The 20139-nt window shown below is 65.8% G+C and carries 21 protein-coding genes, 1 other RNA gene and 1 pseudogene; 9 read left to right on the top strand and 14 right to left on the bottom strand.

The genetic code is table 11. The features are described from left to right. Positions 1-26: 26 nt before the first annotated feature. From purH to BFE01S_RS16870, 5 genes are all read left to right on the top strand, one after another. On the top strand, positions 27-1592 hold the full coding sequence (gene purH / locus BFE01S_RS16890) for a bifunctional phosphoribosylaminoimidazolecarboxamide formyltransferase/IMP cyclohydrolase (protein WP_028226531.1): 1566 nt from the start codon (positions 27-29) through the stop codon (positions 1590-1592). Between the two features lie 200 nt (positions 1593-1792). Further along, a complete protein-coding gene (ruvC, locus tag BFE01S_RS16885; RefSeq protein ID WP_028226530.1) occupies positions 1793-2335 on the top strand; it encodes a crossover junction endodeoxyribonuclease RuvC in 543 nt (180 codons plus the stop codon). Between the two features lie 83 nt (positions 2336-2418). Beyond that, a complete protein-coding gene (gene ruvA / locus BFE01S_RS16880) occupies positions 2419-3000 on the top strand; it encodes a Holliday junction branch migration protein RuvA (protein ID WP_028226529.1) in 582 nt (193 codons plus the stop codon). Positions 3001-3120: 120 nt separating this feature from the next. Continuing rightward, positions 3121-4203 carry a Holliday junction branch migration DNA helicase RuvB gene (gene ruvB / locus BFE01S_RS16875; RefSeq protein ID WP_028226528.1) on the top strand — a complete coding sequence of 361 codons (1083 nt, stop codon included), beginning with the start codon at positions 3121-3123 and terminating at the stop codon, positions 4201-4203. Positions 4204-4270: 67 nt separating this feature from the next. Beyond that, positions 4271-5215, top strand: coding sequence for an oxygenase MpaB family protein (locus BFE01S_RS16870; protein ID WP_028226527.1), 945 nt, complete (start codon positions 4271-4273; stop codon positions 5213-5215). A gap of 82 nt (positions 5216-5297) precedes the next feature. On the opposite strand, the gene BFE01S_RS16865 is transcribed toward BFE01S_RS16870, so the two are convergent. The 4 genes from BFE01S_RS16865 to tyrS form a co-directional block, all read right to left on the bottom strand. Next, a complete protein-coding gene (locus BFE01S_RS16865; protein WP_028226526.1) occupies positions 5298-6440 on the bottom strand; it encodes a branched-chain amino acid ABC transporter substrate-binding protein in 1143 nt (380 codons plus the stop codon). A 304-nt stretch (positions 6441-6744) separates the two neighbouring features. Next, positions 6745-7428 (bottom strand): histidine phosphatase family protein, encoded by a 684-nt coding sequence (locus BFE01S_RS16860; protein WP_028226525.1) that lies wholly within the window; start codon positions 7426-7428, stop codon positions 6745-6747. A gap of 5 nt (positions 7429-7433) precedes the next feature. Then, positions 7434-7892: a D-aminoacyl-tRNA deacylase gene (dtd, locus tag BFE01S_RS16855; RefSeq protein ID WP_028226524.1), complete on the bottom strand. Its 459-nt coding sequence runs from the start codon at positions 7890-7892 to the stop codon at positions 7434-7436. Between the two features lie 52 nt (positions 7893-7944). Then, entirely contained in the window at positions 7945-9198 is a 1254-nt protein-coding gene (gene tyrS / locus BFE01S_RS16850; RefSeq protein ID WP_028226523.1) for a tyrosine--tRNA ligase, read from the bottom strand. Positions 9199-9397: 199 nt separating this feature from the next. Between tyrS and BFE01S_RS16845 the strand changes: the two genes are divergently transcribed. Beyond that, the gene (locus BFE01S_RS16845; RefSeq protein WP_028226522.1) at positions 9398-10552 is read left to right on the top strand and encodes an anhydro-N-acetylmuramic acid kinase; all 1155 of its coding nucleotides are present in this window, start codon (positions 9398-9400) and stop codon (positions 10550-10552) included. Between the two features lie 82 nt (positions 10553-10634). Here BFE01S_RS16845 and erpA read toward each other — a convergent pair whose 3' ends face one another. The 3 genes from erpA to rplM form a co-directional block, all read right to left on the bottom strand. Further along, complete coding sequence (gene erpA / locus BFE01S_RS16840) at positions 10635-11000, bottom strand: iron-sulfur cluster insertion protein ErpA (RefSeq protein WP_028226521.1); 366 nt, start codon at positions 10998-11000, stop codon at positions 10635-10637. A gap of 227 nt (positions 11001-11227) precedes the next feature. Beyond that, positions 11228-11620, bottom strand: a complete 393-nt coding sequence (gene rpsI, locus BFE01S_RS16835) for a 30S ribosomal protein S9 (RefSeq protein ID WP_028226520.1) — start codon at positions 11618-11620, stop codon at positions 11228-11230. Between the two features lie 11 nt (positions 11621-11631). Continuing rightward, positions 11632-12060 (bottom strand): 50S ribosomal protein L13, encoded by a 429-nt coding sequence (gene rplM, locus BFE01S_RS16830; protein ID WP_027795838.1) that lies wholly within the window; start codon positions 12058-12060, stop codon positions 11632-11634. Between the two features lie 98 nt (positions 12061-12158). Here rplM and BFE01S_RS44355 point away from each other — a divergent pair, with 98 nt between their 5' ends. After that, positions 12159-12506 (top strand): hypothetical protein, encoded by a 348-nt coding sequence (locus BFE01S_RS44355; RefSeq protein WP_156967045.1) that lies wholly within the window; start codon positions 12159-12161, stop codon positions 12504-12506. Between the two features lie 215 nt (positions 12507-12721). Beyond that, entirely contained in the window at positions 12722-13144 is a 423-nt protein-coding gene (locus BFE01S_RS16825) for an OsmC family protein (RefSeq protein WP_028226519.1), read from the top strand. Between the two features lie 104 nt (positions 13145-13248). Here the strand turns inward: BFE01S_RS16825 and rnpB are convergent. From rnpB to pyrC, 3 genes and pseudogenes are all read right to left on the bottom strand, one after another. Continuing rightward, positions 13249-13661: RNase P RNA component class A (gene rnpB, locus BFE01S_RS41950), an RNA gene on the bottom strand. A gap of 99 nt (positions 13662-13760) precedes the next feature. Next, positions 13761-14381: pseudogene (locus BFE01S_RS16820) on the bottom strand (DUF3025 domain-containing protein); the annotation flags it as partial. Between the two features lie 185 nt (positions 14382-14566). Further along, positions 14567-15622: a dihydroorotase gene (gene pyrC, locus BFE01S_RS16815; protein ID WP_028226517.1), complete on the bottom strand. Its 1056-nt coding sequence runs from the start codon at positions 15620-15622 to the stop codon at positions 14567-14569. 285 nt (positions 15623-15907) lie between these two features. Between pyrC and BFE01S_RS16810 the strand changes: the two genes are divergently transcribed. Beyond that, the gene (locus BFE01S_RS16810) at positions 15908-16822 is read left to right on the top strand and encodes a class II glutamine amidotransferase (protein WP_028226516.1); all 915 of its coding nucleotides are present in this window, start codon (positions 15908-15910) and stop codon (positions 16820-16822) included. Positions 16823-16939: 117 nt separating this feature from the next. Here BFE01S_RS16810 and BFE01S_RS16805 read toward each other — a convergent pair whose 3' ends face one another. The 4 genes from BFE01S_RS16805 to BFE01S_RS16790 all read right to left on the bottom strand — a co-directional run bounded on the left by BFE01S_RS16805 (position 16940) and on the right by BFE01S_RS16790 (position 20138). After that, complete coding sequence (locus BFE01S_RS16805; protein ID WP_028226515.1) at positions 16940-17665, bottom strand: amino acid ABC transporter ATP-binding protein; 726 nt, start codon at positions 17663-17665, stop codon at positions 16940-16942. After that, positions 17662-18339 (bottom strand): glutamate/aspartate ABC transporter permease GltK, encoded by a 678-nt coding sequence (gene gltK, locus BFE01S_RS16800; protein WP_028226514.1) that lies wholly within the window; start codon positions 18337-18339, stop codon positions 17662-17664. The genes BFE01S_RS16805 and gltK overlap by 4 nt, the downstream gene beginning before the upstream one ends. After that, positions 18339-19079 (bottom strand): amino acid ABC transporter permease, encoded by a 741-nt coding sequence (locus BFE01S_RS16795; RefSeq protein ID WP_028226513.1) that lies wholly within the window; start codon positions 19077-19079, stop codon positions 18339-18341. The genes gltK and BFE01S_RS16795 overlap by 1 nt, the downstream gene beginning before the upstream one ends. 165 nt (positions 19080-19244) lie before the next feature. Further along, positions 19245-20138 carry a glutamate/aspartate ABC transporter substrate-binding protein gene (locus BFE01S_RS16790; protein WP_028226512.1) on the bottom strand — a complete coding sequence of 298 codons (894 nt, stop codon included), beginning with the start codon at positions 20136-20138 and terminating at the stop codon, positions 19245-19247. Position 20139: the final 1 nt, after the last annotated feature.

Raw genomic sequence — 20139 nt, 5'->3', positions numbered from 1 at the left:
CGATCTCTTCGGCTCCTTCCTCCATCATGATCCAGCAAGCGCTCATCTCCGTTTCCGACAAGTCGGGCATCGTCGACTTCGCGAAGTCGCTTTCCGCACTCGGCGTCAAGATCCTGTCGACCGGCGGCACCGCCAGACTGCTCGCCGACGCGGGCCTTCCCGTCACCGAAGTGGCCGACTACACCGGCTTTCCGGAAATGCTCGACGGGCGCGTGAAGACGCTGCACCCGAAGGTGCACGGCGGCATCCTCGCCCGCCGCGACCTGCCCGAGCACATGGCCGCGCTGCAAAAGCACGACATCCCCACCATCGACCTGCTGGTGGTGAACCTGTACCCGTTCGTGCAGACCGTGGCGAAGGACGAGTGCACGCTGGAGGATGCGATCGAGAACATCGACATCGGCGGCCCGACCATGCTGCGCTCGGCGGCGAAGAACCACCGCGACGTGACCGTGGTGGTCGATCCGGCCGACTACGCCACCGTGCTCGAGGAAATGCGCGCGAACGGCAACACCGTGGGCTACGCGACGAACTTCCGCCTCGCGACCAAGGTGTTCTCGCACACGGCGCAGTACGACGGCGCGATCACGAACTACCTCACGAGCCTCACCGCCGAACTCGACCACAAGTCGCGCAACGCGTACCCGGCCGTGCTGAACCTCGCGTTCGACAAGGTGCAGGACCTGCGCTACGGCGAGAACCCGCACCAGAGCGCCGCGTTCTACCGCGACCTCGCCACGCCGGCCGGCGCGCTCGCGAACTATAAGCAGTTGCAGGGCAAGGAGCTCTCGTACAACAACATCGCCGACTCGGACGCGGCCTGGGAATGCGTGAAGACCTTCGACGCGCCCGCCTGCGTGATCGTCAAGCATGCGAACCCGTGCGGCGTGGCCGTGGGCGCCGACGCGCACGAAGCGTATGCGAAGGCGTTCCAGACCGACCCGACCTCGGCCTTCGGCGGCATCATCGCGTTCAACCGTGAAGTCGACGAAGCGGCGGCACAGGCCGTTTCGAAGCAGTTCGTCGAAGTGCTGATCGCGCCGTCGTTCTCGCAAGCCGCAAAGGCCGTGTTCGCCGCCAAGCAGAACGTGCGCCTGCTCGAAATCGCCTTGGGCGACGGCCATAACGCCTTCGACCTCAAGCGCGTGGGCGGCGGCCTGCTCGTGCAGTCGCTCGACGCGAAGAACGTGCAGCCGCACGAACTGCGCGTGGTGACGAAGCGCCACCCGACGCCCAGGGAAATGGACGACCTGCTGTTCGCCTGGCGCGTGGCGAAGTTCGTGAAGTCGAACGCCATCGTGTTCTGCGCGAACGGCATGACGATGGGCGTGGGCGCGGGCCAGATGAGCCGCGTGGACTCGGCGCGCATTGCCAGCATCAAGGCGGAAAACGCGGGCCTCAAGCTTGCGGGCACGGCAGTCGCCTCGGACGCGTTCTTCCCGTTCCGCGACGGCCTCGACGTGGTGGTGAACGCGGGCGCGACCTGCGTGATCCAGCCGGGCGGCTCGATGCGCGACGACGAGGTGATCGCCGCCGCCGACGAGCACAACATCGCCATGGTGATGACGGGCATCCGCCACTTCCGTCACTGAGCTGCCTGAGCGCCGGGCCGCGCCGCGGCCCGCAGGCGCAAAAAGCGCGAAAGCCCGAAAGCCCGCCGGACGAGGTCCCGCGGGCTTTTTTTGCGGCCCGTTTTTCACCCGCTGTTCATCTCTTTCGCAGCACGGGCCGGCTCGCGGCAGGCGGGCCGTTCGTTGTACCATCGCAGGCACACCGGCTTTTTACGGCATTCATGAGAATCATCGGCATCGACCCCGGCCTGCGCGTGACCGGCTTCGGCGTGATCGAGCGTCACGGCCATCACCTCACGTATATCGCGAGCGGCGTGATCCGCACCGGCGACGCCGATCTGCCCACGCGCCTCGGCACGATCTACGAGGGCGTCGCCACGCTGATCCGCCAGCACGCGCCCGATCAGGCCGCGATCGAAAAGGTGTTCGTCAACGTCAATCCGCAGTCCACACTGCTGCTCGGCCAGGCGCGCGGCGCCGCGATCTGCGGGCTCGTCTCGGGCGGCGTGCCGGTGGCCGAGTACACCGCGCTGCAACTCAAGCAGGCCGTGGTGGGCTACGGCCGCGCCACCAAGGAGCAGATGCAGCAGATGGTCGTGCGGCTCTTGAGCCTCACGGGCATGCCCGGCACCGACGCGGCCGACGCGCTCGGCATGGCGATCTGCCACGCCCATGGCGGCGACACGCTTTCGGCGCTCGGCTCGCTCGCGCCCGCGCTCGCGAAGAAGGGCATGCGGGTGCGGCGCGGCCGGCTGATCGGCTAACGCTTAACGGCTCGCACGATTGCGCCGCGCCGGCGCTCACCCGCTCCGCTACACTCACGCTTTACCTCATCACTGAATCCGCCATGATCGGTCGCATCGCCGGCGTCCTGCTGGAAAAGAACCCGCCGCACCTGCTCGTCGATTGCAACGGCGTCGGCTACGAAATCGACGTGCCCATGAGCACGTTCTACAACCTGCCCGGCACCGGCGAGAAAGTCGTGCTGCTCACGCAGCTGATCGTGCGCGAGGACGCCCATCTGCTATACGGCTTCGGCACCCAGCAGGAGCGGGCCACCTTCCGCGAACTGCTCAAGATCAGCGGCATCGGCGCGCGCATGGCGCTGGCCGTGCTCTCGGGCATGAGCGTTCACGAACTCTCGCAGGCGGTCACGCTGCAGGACGCCGCGCGGCTCACGCGCGTGCCCGGCATCGGCAAGAAGACCGCCGAGCGGCTGCTGCTCGAACTCAAGGGGAAGCTCGGCGCCGATCTGGGGGCGATGGCCGCGGCCGCTTCGCCGTCCGACCACGCCAACGACATCCTCAACGCGCTGCTCGCGCTCGGCTACTCGGAGAAGGAAGCGCTCGCGGCCATCAAGAACGTGCCGGCCGGCACCGGCGTTTCCGAGGGCATCAAGCTCTCGCTGAAGGTCTTGTCGAAGGCCTGACGCGTGCTGCCCGAAAGCCCCGGACCGTCGGCGCAGGGCGGTTAGTTGCACTTGCAGGCAGGCGGCCCTGGTGGCCCCGCCAGCCCTGCCCTTGCGCCCCTTGCGCGGTACAATCGCTGCATGATCGAAACCGACAAACTCGCCGCAGACCGCACCGGCGCCGGCAGTGCACGCGTGATCGCCGCGACGCCGGCCTCGCCCCACGAGGAGGCGTTCGAGCGCGCGCTGCGTCCGCGCCAGCTCGACGAATATGTCGGCCAGGAAAAGGTGCGCGGCCAGCTCGAAATCTTCATCGAGGCGGCAAAGCGCCGCTCCGAGCCGCTCGACCACGTGCTGCTGTTCGGGCCGCCGGGCCTCGGCAAGACCACGCTCGCGCACATCATCGCGCGCGAAATGGGGGTCAATCTGCGGCAGACGTCGGGGCCCGTGCTGGAGCGCGCGGGCGACCTCGCCGCGCTGCTCACCAACCTCGAACCCAACGACGTGCTCTTCATCGACGAAATCCACCGGCTCTCGCCGGTCGTCGAGGAAATCCTGTATCCGGCGCTCGAGGACTACCAGATCGACATCATGATCGGCGAAGGGCCGGCCGCGCGCAGCGTGAAGCTCGACCTGCAGCCGTTCACGCTCGTCGGCGCGACCACGCGCGCGGGCATGCTCACGAACCCGCTGCGCGACCGGTTCGGCATCGTCTCGCGGCTCGAGTTCTACAACGCGAGCGAACTCTCGCGCATCGTGCAGCGCTCGGCGTCGCTCCTCGGCGCGCACATCCATCCCGACGGCGCGCTCGAAATCGCGAAGCGCTCGCGCGGCACGCCGCGTATCGCCAACCGCCTGCTGCGGCGCGTGCGCGACTACGCCGAAGTGAAGGCGGACGGAGCGATCACCGCCCCCGTCGCCGACGCGGCGCTCAAAATGCTCGACGTCGATCCCGTGGGCTTCGACCTCATGGACCGCAAGCTGCTCGAAGCGATCCTGCACAAGTTCGACGGCGGACCGGTGGGTGTCGACAATCTCGCCGCCGCCATTGGCGAGGAACGCGACACGATCGAAGACGTGCTCGAACCGTATCTGATCCAGCAGGGCTATCTGCAGCGCACGCCGCGCGGCCGCGTGGCGACGCTGCTCACCTACCGCCACTTCGGGCTCGCCGCGCCCGATTCGGCGGCCTCCAGCGGCGTCTGGGACCCGAACGCGTCGTAATGGCGCGACGGCGTAACGACGGCACAACAACGGCGCAACGACCGTGTAACAAGCGCGAGCAGAAACGATGTCCGAACAGCATGCAGGCCGCCGCCACGACGCCCCCGAGCCCACGGGGCTCGGCGCGCAGCTCGCGCAACGCCTGCGCATGGCGCTGGCCGAAAGCGTCACGCATCTCACCACGGGCAGCGGCCCGAAACTCGACTACTCCTCGCCGCCGGGCGACCCCGGGCTGTTCGGCCCCGACGCCGTCTGCTGGAAGGTGCACGCCGACTTCGCCGCGATGATGGCGGGCGGCATCAGCGCGCTGCTCATGCAGGCCTTGCATCCGCTCGCGCTCGCCGGCGTGTGGGATCACTCGACCTTTCGCAGCGATATTCTCGGGCGCCTGCGCCGCACGGCCACCTTCATCGCGGGCACGACCTACGGCAGCCGCGCCGATGCGCTCGCACTGATCGAGCGCGTGAAGACGATCCACGAAAGCGTAACCGGCGCCGCGCCCGACGGCCGCCCCTACCGTGCGAGCGATCCCGCGCTGCTCACGTGGGTGCATGTCGCGGAAGTCTCCAGCTTCCTCGCGGCCTATCTGCGCTACGTGAATCCGCTGCTCCCCGGCGCCGCCCAGGACCAGTATTACGCCGAGACCTCGACCATCGCCCGCCTGCTGGGCGCAACCGAGGTGCCGCGTTCGCGCGCCGAAGTCGCGGCCTACCTGGCGGCCATGCAGCCCGAACTCGTCGCGAGCGAGCGCACGCGCGAAGTCGTGCGGGTGCTCATGAACGCGCCCGCGCCGCGCCCTGCCATGCGCCCGGCGGGCGCGCTGATGCGCCAGGCCGGCATCGACCTGCTGCCGCCCTTCGCGCAGCAGATGCTCGGCTTCGACAACTTTGCACGCGTTCGCCGCGCGATCGTGCAGCCCGGCATGCGGACGGTCGCGCCCGTGCTGCGCTGGGCGCTCGTCAACGGCGTCTCGAAGCGCGCGCGGCGGCGCGCGGCAGCGCAGCCGCGCTAGTCTCACGGCTTCCCCAAAGCAAAACGGCCAGCCTGCGAATGCGGGCTGGCCGTTTCCTGCGCGCCGTCGAGCGCGCAGCGTCTTACATCTTCACCACGTCGAGCAGCGTCTTCTTGCCCGACTTGTAGCTGTAGAGCGAGATCACGCCATGCTTGAGGTCGCCCTTCGAATCGAAGGTCGTCTCGCCAATCACGCCCTTGTAGTCCGTGCTCGGGATTTCGGCGAGGATCTTCGCCGGATCGGTCGAGTTCGCGCGCTTCATCGCATCGACAACGATGTACACGGCGTCATACGTGAACGGCGCGTCGAATTCGATCGGATGGCCGAAGCGCTTCTGGTACTTCGCCGCGAACGCCGCGCCGCCGTTCATGCGCTCCACCGCCATGCCCGCCTGCGAGCACACGATATTGTCGGCCGCCGGACCCGCGAGCTGTGCGAGGCTTTCCGTGCAGACGCCGTCGCCCGAAAGCACCTTGGCGCGCAGGCCGAGCTGCCGCGCCTGCTTGGCGAACGGGCCGCCCGTGGCGTCCATGCCGCCGTACATGATCGCGTCCGGGTTCTCGCCCTTGATCTTGGTGAGAATCGCGCGGAAATCGACGGCCTTGTCGTTCGTCGCGTCGTGCGAGAGCACCTTCAGGCCGAGCGACTTCGCGGTCTTCTCGAATTCGTTGGCGAGACCCTGGCCGTAGGCCGTCGAGTCGTCCACCACGGCGACCGTCTTCACGTTCAGCGACTTCGCTGCATAGTCGGCGAGCGCGGGGCCCTGCTGGGCATCCGTCGCGACGACGCGGAAGGTGGTCTTGAAGCCCTGCTGCGTGTAGGCCGGGTTCGTGGACGACGGCGAAATCTGCACGATGCCCGCGTCGCTATAGATCTTCGAAGCCGGGATCGAGGCGCCCGAGTTCAGATGGCCGATCACGGCGACCACTTTGTCGTCCACCAGCTTCTGGGCGACCTGGGTGGCCTGGCGCGGGTCGGCGGCGTCGTCCTGGCCGTCGAGCACGAGCGTGACCTTCTGGCCGTTGATCACGAGGCCCTTCGCGTTGATTTCCTCGATGGCGAGGCGCGCGCCGTTTTCGTTGTCCTTGCCGAGGTGCGCCGAGCCGCCGGTGAGCGGGCCGACGTGGCCGATCTTGACGGTCTGGTCGGCGGATGCGTTGGCGGACATCGCTGCGAACGCCACGGCTGCGGCGCTGGCCGCCAGCATGTGAAGCTTGAACCTCATTGAAATCTCCTGCTGCGTTTTTCTGGAAACAACCTTTTACAAGCGGCCTTTGCCCGCGCGAGCGCGACACGCACGCGTCCTCTTCAACGCGCGGCCGGTCTCCGACGCCGCAGGGGAAACGACGGCGAAGCGCCACGGCGCCGCGCGGCGCAAAGGTCGGATGAATGGTAACAGCCAGCCCGGATTTCGGGTTGGCGTTTAGAAAGGAAACGTAAGAAAAAAGTAATGTGGCCCGACTACGCAGCCCAAGCGACGCAAGCAACCCGGATAGCCCGGATAGGCTCTCGCCCCGCCGCCCCCCCGGTCAGCGGCCCGGTTCGGGCGTGCGCTTGAAGCCGTCGTCGGCGCTCACGCCGTCCAGATGCACGACATCGCCCCACTGCGCCACGCGGGCCTGCGTCACGTAGCCGTCGGTTTCGAAATCGACCACGTTCACGCTCGTATTGAGGAGCGGCCAGTTGCGGGGCGCGTCGAGCGTCAGCCCGTTCGCGAAGCGGTACACGCAGTCGAGCACGCCGCCGTGCGCGACGACGGCGATGCGGCCGTCCGGATGCGCCGCCAGCAGCGGTTCGAGCGCATGCAGAACGCGATGGTAGAACGCGCGCTGCGATTCGCCTTCGGGCGGCGCGAAACCGGGGTCGCGCGTTTGCCAGTGGGCATATTCGTCGGGAAAGCGTTCGGCGATCTGCTCGCTGTCGTGCCCCTGGAACAGGCCATAGTGACGCTCGCGCAGCCCTTCGGCGAGCAGCACCGGCAGACCCAGCGCCTCGGCCACCGGCTGCGCCGTCTGTTGCGCGCGCAACAGGTCGCTCGACCAGATCGCGTCGAGGCGGGCGCCGGCCAGGCGAGCCGCGGCGAGCCGCTGGCCAAGCTGCCGGGCCTGTGCAATGCCGCTCCCGGCAAGCGGAATATCGATGTGCCCCTGGATGCGCTTGACGCGGTTCCAGGCGGTTTCGCCGTGGCGGATGAAGAGGATTTGCGTGGTCATGGCGATCAGTTGCGCACTTGCAGCCAGAAAGTCACCGGGCCGTCGTTGACGAGCGATACCTGCATGTCCGCGCCGAACTCGCCGGTCTCGACAAGCGGATGCTTCGCGCGCGCGGCCGCGACGAAGTAGTCGAAAAGGCGCCGGCCCTCGTCGGGGGGCGCCGCGGGCGTGAAGCTCGGGCGCAGGCCGCTGTTGGTATCGGCGGCCAGCGTGAATTGCGAGACGAGCAGAAGGCCGCCCGCCGTGCCGTTGCCGTCGATGTTCTGCACCGGCAGGTTCATCTTGCCCGCCGCGTCGCTGAACACGCGATAGCCCAGCAGCTTCGCGAGCAGCTTGTCGGCATTGGCATCGCTGTCGCCGCGCTCGGCGCAGACGAGCGCGAGCAACCCCTGGCCGATCGCGCCGGTCACCCGGTCGTCCACGCGCACTTCGGCGCGACGCACGCGCTGGATCAGCGCGATCATGGCGCGCGCACCGGCGAAAGCGCCGCCGAAATGCCAGGCACGTGTGGCGTCCTCACGCCGTCAGCGTCACGCGCGCGAAGCGGCGCTTGCCGACCTGAATGACGAACTCGCCGGCTTCGACCTTGAGCCCCTTGTCGGACACGGTCGCGCCGTCGATCTTCACGCCGCCCTGCTCGATGTTGCGCAGCGCCTCGCTCGTGGAAGGCACGAGGCCGGCCTGCTTGAGCAACTGGCCGATGGCGAGCGGCGCGCCCGCCAGCGTAACCGACGGGATATCGTCGGGCACGCCGCCCTTCGCGCGGTGGTTGAAGTCTTCGAGCGCACGCTCGGCGTCGGCCTGCGAGTGAAAGCGCGCGACGATCTCCTGGGCGAGCAGCACCTTGAAGTCGCGCGGATTGCGGCCCGCCTCGATTTCGCGCCTGAAGCCCTCGATCTCCGTCATCGGACGGAACGAGAGCAGTTCGAAGTAACGCCACATGAGCACGTCGGAAATGCTCATCAGCTTGCCGAACATGTCGGTGGGCTTCTCGCTGATGCCGACGTAGTTGTGCTTCGACTTCGACATCTTCTCGACGCCGTCGAGCCCCTCCAGCAGCGGCATCGTGAGAATGCACTGCTGCTCCTGGCCATACTGCTTCTGCAGTTCGCGGCCCACGAGCAGGTTGAACTTCTGGTCGGTGCCGCCCAGTTCGAGGTCGGCGTTCAGGGCGACCGAGTCGTAGCCCTGCATGAGCGGGTAGAGCAATTCGTGGATCGAGATCGGCACGCCGCCCTGGAAGCGCTTCGTGAAGTCTTCGCGCTCCAGAATGCGCGCGACCGTGTAGCGCGAGGCGAGCTTGATCATGCCGTCGGCGCCGAGCGGCATCGACCATTCGCTGTTGTAGCGGATCTCGGTCTTTTCGCGGTCGAGCACGAGCGCGGCCTGGTCGAAATAGGTCTTCGCATTCGACTCGATCTGCTCGCGCGTGAGCGGCGGGCGCGTGGCGTTGCGGCCCGACGGGTCGCCGATCAGCGAGGTGAAGTCGCCGATCAGGAAGATCACGGTGTGGCCGAGATCCTGCAACTGGCGCATCTTGTTGAGCACGACCGTATGGCCGATGTGGATGTCGGGCGCCGTGGGATCGAGGCCGAGCTTGATGCGCAGCGGCTTGCCGGTGGCCGCGCTCTTCGCGAGCTTCTGCTGGAATTCTTCTTCGATCAGCAGTTCGTCCACGCCGCGCTTCGTGACGGCGAGCGCGTGACGAACCTCGTCGGTGACCGGAAAGGCGCTCGGGGCGCTGCTGGGTTGGGTGGACTCGGTGCTCATGCTTCGATCGGATCGTAAAGTTCGGTTTAGAACGCGATTTTACGTGATTCGACCGGCCGCACCGAAGTTTGCGAAGCGCAGCGCCTCAAATGCAGCCGGCCGCGGCGCGCGAAATTTCCCGCCGGCTTACGCGCAGGCGCCATTGCACCGATAATCTGCGGCAGGGCAAACTCGCTCGCACTCACGGGAGGAGCACGACGTGGCGCCACGCCAAACACAAAGGGATAGCGAGCACGCCGCCGATGGCGTGTACTTCGGCCTGATGTCGGGCACGAGCATGGACGGCGTGGACGGCATCTCCGTGCGCTTCGAGAAGGGACAGAAGCCGGTGGTGCTCGCCGAGGCGTTCGTCGGCTTCGCCGCAGGGCTGCGCGAAGCGCTGTTCTCGCTGCAGCAGCCCGGCGAGAACGAGATCGAGCGCGCCTCGCTGGCCGGCAATGCGCTCGCGGCACGCTACGCGGTGTGCTGCCATGAATTGCTGCGCGCGGGCAACGTGTCTCCCGAAGAGGTCCGCGCAATCGGCGCGCATGGGCAAACCGTGCGGCATCGCCCCGAAAAGGGCTACACGGTGCAGATCCAGAACCCGGCGCTCCTCGCCGAACTCACCCGCATCGACGTGATCGCCGACTTCCGCAGCCGCGACGTCGCCTCCGGCGGCCAGGGCGCGCCGCTCGTGCCCGCGTTTCATGCCACCGTGTTCGGGTCGAGGCAGGAGACGCGCGTCGTCTGCAATCTGGGCGGGATCAGCAACATCACGATCCTGTGGAACACGGGCGCGGTGCGCGGCTTCGACTGCGGCCCGGCCAATGCGCTGCTCGACCTCTGGGCCGAGCGCTATCTCGGCAAGCCCTACGACGAGAACGGCCAGTTCGCGGCGCGCGGCACGCTGCACCAGCCGCTCCTGAACGTCCTGCTCGACGAGCCGTTCTTCGCGCAGCAGCCGCCCAAAAGCACGGGGCGCGACCTCTTCAACGCGCAATGGCTGGACGCAAAACTCAAGGGCTTCGAATCGCTCGCCCCGGCCGACGTACAGGCGACGCTCGTCGCGCTGACCGCCGTGAGCATCGCGCGCGAAATCGAGCGCCACGCGCCGGACTGCCGCGCCGTTTACGTGTGCGGCGGCGGCGCCCGCAATCCCGTGCTGATGCAGGCGCTCGAGAAGGCGCTGGAAACGGGCGGCGTGGCGGGCGTGCCGGTCAGCACGACCGATGCGCTGGGCGTGCCGCCCCATCAGGTGGAGCCGCTCGCCTTCGCCTGGCTTGCGATGCAATGCGTGGCGCGCGAGCCGGGCAATCTCGCCACGGTGACGGGCGCGGCGGGAGAACGCGTGCTGGGCGCGATTTATCCGCGCTGAGCCCGCGGCAAACGAAATCGACGCGCAATAAAAAAACGGGGCATCGCGCCCCGTTTTTTTGCACCGCAATACTTTCTTTCGCTCAAACCGAGAACGACGAGCCGCAACCGCAGGTGGTGGTGGCGTTCGGGTTCTTGATGACGAATTGCGCGCCGTTCAGATCGTCCTTGTAGTCGATCTCGGCGCCGACGAGGTACTGGTAGCTCATCGAGTCGATCAGAAGCTGGACGCCGTTCTTGTTCATCACGGTGTCGTCTTCGTTGACCGTCTCGTCGAACGTGAATCCGTACTGGAAGCCCGAGCAGCCGCCGCCCTGCACGAACACGCGCAGCTTCAGCTCCGGATTGCCTTCCTCGTCGATCAGTTGCTTGACCTTGTCAGCCGCTGCTTCGGTGAACACGAAGGGACCGGGCATTTCGGTCACGGTGGTTTCGGTGACAGCGTTCATTCGAACTCTCCAAATAAGCTTCTAGCCGCTATTGTAGGGCTCTTCCCAAGATCGTGCTTAAGCCCACGAAATCAAGGGTTTCTCGTCGCTTTTCCTGCACGGACCTGATGTCGTAAAACGAAAAAACCGCCCGGCGCATTCCTGCGCGAGGCGGTTTTTTTGCAGCAGCCGTGCACTTCCGCGAGGAGCGCACGGACCGGAGCGCAAATACGCGTAAATACGCGCGATTAACGCTTCGAGAACTGCTTGCGGCGGCGTGCCTTGTGGAAACCGACCTTCTTACGTTCCACTTCACGTGCGTCGCGGGTCACGAAGCCGGCGTGCGACAGTTGCGGCTTGAGCGTTGCGTCGTAGTCCATCAGCGCGCGCGTGATGCCGTGGCGAACGGCGCCGGCCTGGCCGGTTTCGCCGCCGCCCGTCACGTTCACCTTGATGTCGAACGTCTGGCCGTGGTTCGTGAGTTCCAGCGGTTGACGCACGATCATCAGCGACGTTTCGCGCGAGAAGTAGTCGGCGATGGGCTTGCCGTTGACGATGATCTCGCCCTTGCCCGACTTGATGAACACACGAGCGACTGCGCTCTTGCGGCGGCCCGTACCGTAATTCCAGTTACCGATCATGTGGGCTCCCCTTAGATCTCGAGCGCCTTCGGCTGTTGTGCCGAGTGCGGGTGCGTTGCGTCTGCGTAGACCTTCAGCTTCTTGATCATCGCGTAGCCGAGCGGGCCCTTGGGCAGCATGCCCTTGACGGCCTTCTCGAGCGCGCGGCCCGGGAAGCGCTCTTGCATCTTGCCGAACGTGGTTTCGTAGATACCGCCCGGGTAGCCCGAGTGACGGTAGTACTTCTTGTCCGTGGTCTTGTTGCCCGTGACCTTCAGCTTGCCGGCGTTGATGATGATGATGAAATCACCCGTGTCGACGTGCGGGGTGAACTCAGGCTTGTGCTTGCCGCGAAGACGGCGTGCCACTTCGCTGGCGACACGGCCGAGAACCTTATCCGTCGCGTCAATCACGTACCATTCGCGCTGCACTTCATGTGCCTTGGCGGAAAAAGTCTTCATGATCGATCCAAAAAATAACTTGTGCCCTGTTTTGGTCCTGCTTGTATGGTGACGCTCGTTGGCGCCGGCGCAGGCTCTCCCTGTTTCTTCCTGTGGGCATGACGCAGGAAACCTCGGATTATAAAGGGAAAATTACTCGCGCGTCAAAGTTTGGCGCGAGCGGGGGCGCAAAGGACGGGAAACGCGCGCTTCGGGCAGCCGGAATCGCAGGGCGGATCGCTGGACAAAGCGCTGGACGAAAAAAAGCCCGAACGCGTTTGTTCGGGCTTAATCCACCTTTTGGAGGAGGGTGGAGGAGACATGCTGAGGTGTCGTCAAACACGACAACCAACGAGATGAATTATACGGATCCCCCTGGTGCGGCGCAAGGAAAACTGCATTACGAAATTAAAAACCACAATATGAAATCACACCCGCTGCGCGAGGTTGGAGAAATATTCCTCTGAATCAATGATCTACCGGAAACGCCATGCCGAAACGCACACATCCCCTAGAGCCAAACCCCTAATTGCGGGAGGGAAATGGCCCTTGCGCCCGGAATGCGGCGCCGCAACATTCAAGCAAGACGCAAGCTACGAGGCAGGCAAGTCGCCCCCGGACATACCAGTAGGGGCGGGCTACAATGCGGTCTGAACCGAAGAATCCCGGCAAAGGCACACACATGGAATGCAAAGTTAGCTGGATGGGCCAGGACGGCATGGCGTTCGCCGCCGAAACAGGCAGCGGCCACCTCGTCAATATGGACGGCGCGCCGGAGGGCGGCGGCCACAATCTCGCGCCGCGTCCGATGGAAATGGTGCTGCTCGGCACGGGCGGCTGCACCGCCTACGACGTGGTCCTGATCCTGAAGAAGAGCCGCCAGGAAGTCAGCGGCTGCAGCGTGACGCTCAAGGCCGAGCGCGCGAGCGAAGACCCGAAGGTCTTCACGAAGATCCACTTCCACTTCACGGTGACGGGCAAGAACCTGAACCCGGCCACGGTGGAGCGCGCGATCAACCTGTCGCACGACAAGTACTGCTCGGCGTCGATCATGATCGGCAAGACGGCCGAGATCACGCACTCGTTCGACATCGTCGCGGCCTGAAAGCGCCGCGCCCGGGGAAAGCGCCGTCAAGGCGCGGCCGACGTGCGAAAGAAAAAAGCCGGCGCGGTCCTCGTGGACCACGCCGGCTTTTTTGCGTCATGAGGCGGCAAAGCAGGCCGATAAGCCGGATTCTGTGCACACGCCGCGTGCGAACACGCGCCGCGCGTGGCAGCCATTCCTCTAGGCGCGCCATTGCTGACGCGCTCAAGCTTCCTACCCGCAGACGAGACGGGGGCCCCGTCCTGCATCGCGAAGATGCGCGCCTGCCTACTTGGAATTGCTCCGGGTGGAGGTTGCCGTGCCGTCTACGTCGCCGCAGACGCGGTGCGCTCTTACCGCACCGTTTCACCCTTACCTGATCCCGGCCGAAGCCGGGCCATCGGCGGTCTGTTCTCTGTTGCCCTGTTCCGCGTGTCGCCACGGATGGCCGTTAGCCATCACCCTGCCCTGTGGAGTCCGGACTTTCCTCGCCCCCGGCGGCCGAAACCGCCGAAGCCGCGACTGCCTGGCCTGCTTTGCTGGCCGCGATTTTACCATCGCCGGCCGGACGTGCGCGCCGGCCGCCGCGAAACACGGCGGCATCGTCGTAAAACGAAGGCGCCGCGTTCCCGGGCCACCAGCCGGGAATCCCGAGCACGGGCAGCGGCGCGAACATGCGGCCGTTGAATTCGGTGCCTTCCAGCAGCGCGCGGCTCACCGTTGCGTCGAGAAACGCGTCGCGCGCGGCGCGGCTCGAGGAAAAGTAGCCGGGCGGCACATCGACGATCCACGCATGCGCGGTGCACGCCTTATAGGGCGTGACGAGTTTCTCCAGCAGCGCGTGGCCGAAGCAGCAGACCTCGCAGCGCTCGTCCCAGGCCGCGCGGCGCCCAATAAAGAGCGTCTTCCAGTCGAACGAGCGCAGGGCGGCGCCGAGCGCGACGTCACCGCAGGCGAACAGCACGGCGTTCTCGTCGAACACGGTCAGCGCGTCGCGCGTGCCGCCGCGCGTGGGCCCGACGCCCAGCGCATCGACGAGCGCCGAGCCGCGCGCGATCAGCGCCGCCTTGATGCGCGGAAACTGAAACCAGCTGAGCGCGTTGAAGAAGTCGTGAAGATTGTGGCGCGTCGGCACCTGGCCGGTGGCCGCGATGTGGGCCTCGTAGGCCGTGTCGGGCGGGAGTGCGTCCTGCGGGATGAAGGCGAGGCGCTCGCCGCGCCCGGTCGTGATCTGCGCCAAAGCGGCGTCTGCATTCATTTCGCGCAACGGGCCGGCTGCGCCCCGCAGCGCGGCCTGCTGCCAGCGGATGCCGCGCCCGGCGACCTGCGCGAACCAGGGCTGCGTCCAGTCGATATCGGCAAAACCCGGGGCGGCGCGCCGGCGCGCACCGCCCGGCGAATCCGCCCCGGACAACGAACGCGACATGGCGCGGCCGTGCGCCCTCAGACGAGGCGCCAGCCGATCGTCTCGCCGCCGCGCAGCGGCACCACCGGCACGTCGCCCGCCGTCACTTCGGCCGGCAGCGTCCATTCCTCGCGGCGCAGCGTGACCTGCTCGGCGCTGCGCGGCAGGCCGTAGAAGTCCGCGCCGTAGAAGCTCGCGAAGCCTTCGAGCTTGTCGAGCGCGCCGGCATTGTCGAATGCTTCCGCATAGAGTTCGAGCGCGTGCAGCGCCGTGTAGCAGCCCGCGCAGCCGCACGCGTGCTCCTTCAGACCCTTCGGATGCGGCGCGCTGTCCGTGCCGAGGAAAAAGCGCGCGTCGCCCGAGGTCGCCGCCTCGACGAGCGCCACGCGGTGGGTCTCGCGCTTGAGCACGGGCAGGCAGTAGTAATGCGGGCGAATGCCGCCCAGGAAGATCGCGTTGCGGTTATAGAGCAGGTGATGCGCCGTGATCGTCGCGCCGAGCAGCCCCGGCGCGGCGTTGTCCGCGCGGATGTAATCGACGGCGTCCTTCGTCGTGATGTGCTCGAACACCACCTTGAGCGCCGGGAAGTCGCGGCGCAGCGGCGTCATCACACGGTCGATGAACACTTTCTCGCGGTCGAACAGGTCGATGTCGGCATTCGTCACCTCGCCGTGCACGAGGAGCGGCATGCCCACTTCCTGCATCGCCTCCAGCGTCTTCGCGCACTTGCGGATGTCGGTCACGCCCGCGTCCGAATTGGTCGTCGCGCCCGCCGGGTACAGCTTCACGCCATGCACGAAGCCGCTTGCGCGCGCGCGGCGGATTTCCTCGGGCGGCGTGTTGTCGGTGAGATAGAGCGTCATCAGCGGCTCGAACTTCGCGCCGGCCGGCAGCGCCGCGAGAATGCGCTCGCGGTAGGCCGCGGCCTGCTCCGTCGTCGTGACGGGCGGCTTGAGGTTCGGCATGATGATCGCGCGGCCGAACTGGCGCGCGGTGTGCGGCAGCACCGCCGCGAGCATGGCGCCGTCGCGCACGTGCAGGTGCCAGTCGTCGGGGCGGGTGAGCGTGAGAGTCGTGGGAGAGGAAGCGTTCATGGCGATCGAAGGCAGAGGCTAAACGGGCAAACCTGGCATTTCACAGTGGGCGGCCCACGGCGCGCTGCGCGCCGCGGCCTGCGCGGGCGCCCCGGCGGGGCAAACACGACGACACGCGTCGCGCCGGCGCCACAATGAACGCCCAGCGCACACGCCCAATGCTGCCCGCATGGAAAGCATCCGACAAATTTCGTATTGGCGACGCGCGGGCCAGTGATATGCTTGGAAAATCATCATTGTACCGGTTCACCGGGCCGTCTCGCCCCCGCCGCAACACGCAACACTATGTGCCAACTTCTCGGAATGAACTGCGCCGCGCCGACGGACGTCACGTTCTCCTTCACCGGATTCGCGGCGCGCGGCGGCGCTACCGATCACCACGCCGACGGCTGGGGCATCGCGTTCTTCGAAGACAAGGCCTGCCGCCTCTTCATCGACCACCAGGCTTCCGCGCGCTCGCCGATTGCCGAGATGGTCAAGCGCTACCCCATCAAGTCGCGCAACACCATTGCGCACATCCGCAAGGCTACGCAGGGGCACATCCAGCTTGAAAACTCCCACCCGTTCATGCGCGAGCTGTGGGGGCGCCACTGGATCTTCGCGCATAACGGCGACCTGCAGGACTTCAATCCGGTGATGTCGGGCGTCTATCAGCCGGTGGGCACGACCGATAGCGAACTCGCGTTCTGCACGCTGCTGCAGGGTCTGCGCAAGGCGTTTCCGGGTTCCCAGCCGCCGCTCGAGGAACTCTTCGGCGCGCTCGAATCGCTGACCCGCGAAATCACGCAGTTCGGCGTATTCAATTTCCTGATGTCGAACGGCCAGGCGCTCTTCGCGCACTGCTCGACGCATCTCCATTATCTCGTGCGCCGCTGGCCGTTTTCCACCGCGCACCTGGTGGACGCCGACGTCTCCATCGACTTCGCGAAGTACACCACGCCCGAAGATCGCGTGGCCGTGATCGCCACCGCGCCGCTCACCGACAACGAGGTCTGGACGCGCTTCGCACCCGGCGACCTGCTGATGTTCCAGCACGGCGAAGTGATTGCGCAGGCAAGCGTGCCGGTGCCGCAGAAGGTGCTCGACAAGCTGAAGAACCCGGCGACGGATGCCTCGGCGAGCGCGCGCTGCCCGTTGCCGCGCGAAGCCGAAACCGTGGACGCCGAAGCGGCCGCCGCGCTGCAAAGCTGGGGCGAATAGGCGCTGCCCCGCACGCAGCGTACGCAGCGCCCGGAACGCAAAAAACGCCGCACCGGCTCAAAGGCCCGTGCGGCGTTCTTTTCTGCGGCTGCCTTCCGCGGCTGCCCGCAATTCAGTTCAATGCAGGATCTTCGCGAGAAACTCCTTCGCGCGGTCCGATTTCGGATTCGCAAAGAACGCTTCCTTGCGGTCGTCTTCCACGATGGCACCGCGGTCCATGAAGACCACGCGGTGCGCGACCTTCTTCGCGAAGCCCATTTCGTGCGTCACGCACATCATGGTCATGCCTTCCTGCGCGAGCTCGACCATCACGTCGAGCACCTCGTTGATCATCTCGGGGTCGAGCGCCGAGGTGGGCTCGTCGAACAGCATGGCGATGGGGTCCATCGAAAGCGCCCGCGCAATCGCCACGCGCTGCTGCTGGCCGCCCGAAAGCTGGCCCGGGAACTTGTCCGCGTGCGCGCGCAGGCCCACGCGGTCGAGCAGCTTGAGCCCCTTGTCGGTGGCTTCGTCCTTGCTGCGGCCGAGCACCTTGATCTGCGCGAGCGTGAGGTTTTCGGTAATGGAAAGGTGCGGAAACAGTTCGAAGTGCTGAAACACCATGCCCACCTTCGAGCGCAGCTTCGAGAGGTTGGTCTTCTTGTCGCCCACCGACTGCCCGTTCACGAGAATCTCGCCCTGCTGAAACGGCTCCAGCCCGTTCACGGTCTTGATGAGCGTCGACTTGCCCGAGCCCGACGGCCCGCAGACCACCACGACCTCGCCCTTCTTCACTTCCGTCGTGCAGTCGGTCAGCACCTGGAACTGGCCGTACCACTTCGACACGTTCTTGATTGAAATCATCTTGCGACCTTTTTCTGAAGACCTTTCACGAGGCTCGACGCAATCACGCAAACCACGAAGTAGCAGGCGCCGGCGAACAGTACCATTTCGACGGTCGTGCCGTCACGGTCGCCGATGTTCGTTGCCGTGCGGAAGAAGTCCGCGAGGCTGATCACGTACACGAGCGACGTATCCTGAAACAGCACGATGGCCTGCGTGAGCAGCAGCGGCACCATCGCGCGGAACGCCTGCGGCAGCACCACGAGGCGCATGGCCTGGCCATAGCGCATGCCGAGCGCGAACGACGCGTTCACCTGCCCGCGCGGCACCGCCTGGATGCCCGCGCGAATGATCTCCGCATAATACGCGGCCTCGAAGAGCGAGAACGCCACCATCGCGGAGGCGAGGCGGATGTCGATGTCGGGCGAGAGATCGAGCAGGCTTTGCAGCAGCTGCGGCACGATCAGGAAGAACCACAGCAGGACCATCACGAGCGGGATCGAACGGAACACCGTGACGTAGGCCTTCGAGAACCATTCGAGCGGCTTCACGCCCGAAAGGCGCATGAGCGCGAGCAGCGTGCCCCACAGGATGCCCACCACCACCGCGCACAGCGTGATCTTGAACGTGACGATCGCGCCGGTCCACAAGGTAGGCAGTGCGCCCGGAATGCCGCTCCAGTCGAAATGATGCATCACTTGCCTCCGATATAGCCGGGCAGCCGCGACTTCGCCTCGACCCATCGCATCAGCGCCATCACGACGAGATTGATGATGACGTATGCGAGCGTGACCGCGATGAACGACTCATAGGTTTGCGCGGTGTAATCGACGAGCTGGCGCGCCTGCGCGGAAAGATCGAGCAGGCCGATCGTCGAGGCGACCGCGGAGTTCTTGAAGATGTTGAGGAACTCCGAGGTGATGGGCGGCACGATGATGCGGTAGGCCACGGGCAGCAGCACGTAGCGATAGGTTTGCCACTGCGTGAAGCCCATTGCGAGACCGGCGGCGCGCTGGCCGCGCGGCAGTGCGTTGATGCCCGCGCGCACCTGCTCGCACACGCGCGCGCCGGTGAAGAGCCCGAGACAGAGGATCGACGAGGAGAAGAACTGCACGTTCGGCGGCAACTGCTTGAACCAGTTGCCGAGCGCCGGCGGCACGAGCTCCGGTATCACCAGATACCAGACGAAGAACTGCACGATCAGCGGAATGTTGCGGAACACGGCCACGTAGACGGTGCCCGCTCCCTGGGCCCACTTGTTCGGCACCGTGCGCAGCACGCCGAAGAACGAGCCCACGACGAACGCGATCACCCACGCGGCGAGCGAGACCGTGATCGTCACCCAGAAGCCGGAGATCAGCCAGCCGAGATAGGTGGTGGGCTCGCCGGTCGAGACCGGGCTGAACAGGATGCCCCAGTTCCAGTGGTAGGACATGAAGAGACTCCAGCAAAAAGAACGGAAGAAGCGTGGCTTCTTCCGTTCCGTGCCTGATTTGATCCACTGCGTCGATCCGCTGCGTCGATCTCAATGCAGCGATCTCATGCAGCGATCCGGTCAGGGCGATTGAGAACTACTGTCGCAAGCGACAGGCGCCGACGCCTAGTCGATCGCCTTGTCGTTCGGGCTCTTGAACAGCGTCTTCATGTCGTCGCTTTCCGGGAAGTTCAGGTTGAGGCCCTTCGGCGGAATCGGCGATTCGAACCACTTCTTGTAGATCGTGTCGCCTTCGCCCGAGGTCTCGACCTTCGCAATGGCGTCGTCCACCACCTTCTTGAACTCCGGATCGTTCTTGCGCATCATGCAGCCGTACGCTTCATGCGACTGCGGCGTGCCCACGATCACGAAATCGCCCGGGTTGTTCGACTTCGCGCGCTCGCCCGCCAGCAGCGCGTCGTCCATCATGAACGCTGCCGCGCGGCCCGTCGAGAGCGTCAAGAACGACTCGCCGTGGTCCTTCGCGCTGATGATGTTCATGCCCATGTTCTTGTCCTGGTTCATCTTGCGCAGAAGACGCTCGGACGTCGTGCCCGCCGTCGTCACGACGGTCTTGCCCTTGAGGTCGGCGAAGTCCTTGATGCCCGAATCTTTCTTCGTCATGAGGCGCGTGCCGATCACGAAGATCGTGTTCGAGAAGGCGGCCTGCTGCTGACGCTCGGCATTGTTCGTGGTGGAGCCGCACTCGATGTCCACCGTGCCGTTCTGCACGAGCGGGATGCGGTTCTGCGAGGTGATGGGCACCATCTTGACCTTCAGGTTCGGCATGTTCAGCTTCTCCTTCACGGCCTCCACGATCTTGAGCGCGAAGTCCTGCGAGTAGCCGATCACATTCTGCTTGTCGTCGTAGTACGAGAACGGAATCGACGACTCGCGGTGGCCGAGCGAGATGACACCCGTGTCCTTGATCTTCTTGAGCGTGCCCGCATCCTGCGCGTGGGCGCCGGCGGCAACCAGACCGAGGGTGGCAAGAACGAGCGCGGCCTTTTTAATATTCATC

This window comes from Paraburkholderia ferrariae NBRC 106233 (assembly GCF_000685035.1).
GTDB lineage: Bacteria > Pseudomonadota > Gammaproteobacteria > Burkholderiales > Burkholderiaceae > Paraburkholderia > Paraburkholderia ferrariae.
Note: the sequence above shows the minus strand (reverse complement) of the source record. Positions and strands in the feature narration are given on the sequence as shown.